This is a genomic window from Streptomyces sp. NPDC015032 (assembly GCF_043080425.1).
In the GTDB taxonomy this organism is placed as follows: domain Bacteria; phylum Actinomycetota; class Actinomycetes; order Streptomycetales; family Streptomycetaceae; genus Streptomyces.
In genome coordinates, this window is the sequence record NZ_JBIBVN010000112.1 from 1 (window position 1) to 1907 (window position 1907).

Sequence of the window (1907 nt, forward strand, 5' to 3'; positions counted from 1 at the left end):
CATGCACCGACGCTCCTTCATCCTGCTGTCCGGAGCCGCCGCTACCGCACCGGCCCTGGATCTGCTCATGGGAGGAGCGCCTGTACTCGCCGCAGCCCGGGACGGAGACAAAGTGTCCCCGAAGCCGGCCGGAACGGTCGAGCACGCCGTCCGGCAAGCTCAGCGGAAGTCGTCGGCGTGGTCGACGGCCCACTGTGCGTATTTGTGCGCCGGCGTGCCGGTGATCTTTTCGGCGATGACGGAGGTCAGGGCCGGGACGCCGTCGGCAGCGGCCCACTGACTCACGATCGCCTCGGCCACGACAGGATGCATTGTTCTGCCCACGTCCGCGCGAGCCTGCTCATCGGAGACGTGTTCGACCCGGATGCGGCGGCCGAGGGCCTCGCCGATGTACTCGACCTGTCGTTGCAGGGTCAGGGACTCGGCTCCGTAGACGGTGTATGCCTGGTGCGAGTGACCCGGTTCGGTCAGGGCGGTCACCGCAAGCGCCGCGATGTCCTTCTCGTGCACCGGCGCCGACTGTGCGAGCGGATAGGGAAGACGGACGACGTTGTCCGTGCGGATCGATTCTGCCCACCAGGTGCGGGTGTTGATCGCGAACGTCCCTGGCCTGACGAACGTCCAGTCCATGCCGGACCGTTGGATGGCCTGCTCGATCGTGCGGTTCAGGCGGGGGACCGGGTGGTCGGCGTCGTGGTTCACGACCGAGACTGACGAGAGCAGGACCACCTGCCGGATCCCCGCGGCCGTGGCCACCGCAGCGACCTTCTCGATGTCGTAGGGCTTCTGGGGGTCGAGCATTCCGTACAGGAACATCTTGTCGGCGCCGTCGAGCGCCGCGGGCAGCGTCTCGGGACGGTCCAGGTCGGCGGCGACGGCCTCCCACCCGGGCGTCGAGCCCGAGGCTGGGGTCCTGCTGACTGCTCTGACCTGCTCACCGGCGGCCAGCAGGCCATCGGCCACGTGACGAGCGACGTTACCGCGAGCGCCGAAGACAACTGCCACCATGATGGGGCCTCCTATTGGGTGTGGACCTGTTGGTTGTGGATGTGAATGGCCGCACAGCGGCGATGCCGAGTGGGTGGGGGTGAGGGTCTGCCGTTGTCGGTGCGAGCGCCGTAGGCGGGCCCTCCGGTCGCCGCTCAGGGCTGGATGTTCTCCAGGTCCTCCAGGAGGCTGAGGTGCTTCGGCTCCCAGCCGAGGGTCTGCCGGGTGCGGGCGCTGGACGAGGGCTGGTCGTTCGCGAAGATCGGGCCGAGAGGGCCGTACGTCTGCGATGGCACCGACTCGACCGGCAGGCCCAGCCGTCGGCCGATGACCGCGGCGATGTCACGCACCCGGTCTCCCTCGTCGGCCACGGCGTGCCAGGAGGTGCCGGCTTCCGCCTGTTCCAGCGCGAGCCGGAAGAGGACTGCCGCGTCGAGCGCGTGCACGGCCGGCCAGCGCTGTGTGCCGTCGCCCGGATAGCCGGACACTCCGGTCCGGCGTGCGATGTCGGTCAGCAAGCTGGCGAACCCTCCCGTGCCCTGGTCGTGGACCGTGCGCGGCAGGCGTACGGCCGTGCTCCGGACCCCGCGCGAGGCCAGGCCCAGGACCGCCGTGACGGCGCGGCCACGACCACCGACCGGCCCGTCGGTCGGCAGCGGGTCGGCCTCGGTGGAGGCACGGCCCGTCACATGGGGCGTACCCGAGCAGGTGACCAGGGGCCGGTCGCTGCCGACGAGTTCCTCGCCGAGGGTCGCGAGGGCGGCACTCTCCTCGGCAACCGCCTTGGCGACGGCGTCGGGGCTGCTGAAATCGTTGGCGAATGCCAGGTGGATCACCCCGTCGGCCTGAGCGGCGCCGGAGCGAAGGACGTCCAGATCGGCGAGAGCTCCCCGGAGAGGCTCCGCGCCGGCCGCCTCGGC

At 70.5% G+C, this 1907-nt stretch carries 2 protein-coding genes; both read right to left on the reverse strand.

Annotated features, from left to right (window positions below; all coding sequences use genetic code 11):
* Positions 1 to 159: 159 nt before the first annotated feature.
* A complete protein-coding gene (locus tag ACF08M_RS41580) occupies positions 160 to 1008 on the reverse strand; it encodes an NAD(P)H-binding protein (RefSeq protein ID WP_392190514.1) in 849 nt (282 codons plus the stop codon).
* Positions 1009 to 1142: 134 nt separating this feature from the next.
* Positions 1143 to 1907: 3-beta hydroxysteroid dehydrogenase (locus ACF08M_RS41585; RefSeq protein ID WP_392190515.1), on the reverse strand; the 765-nt coding region annotated here is incomplete at its 5' end.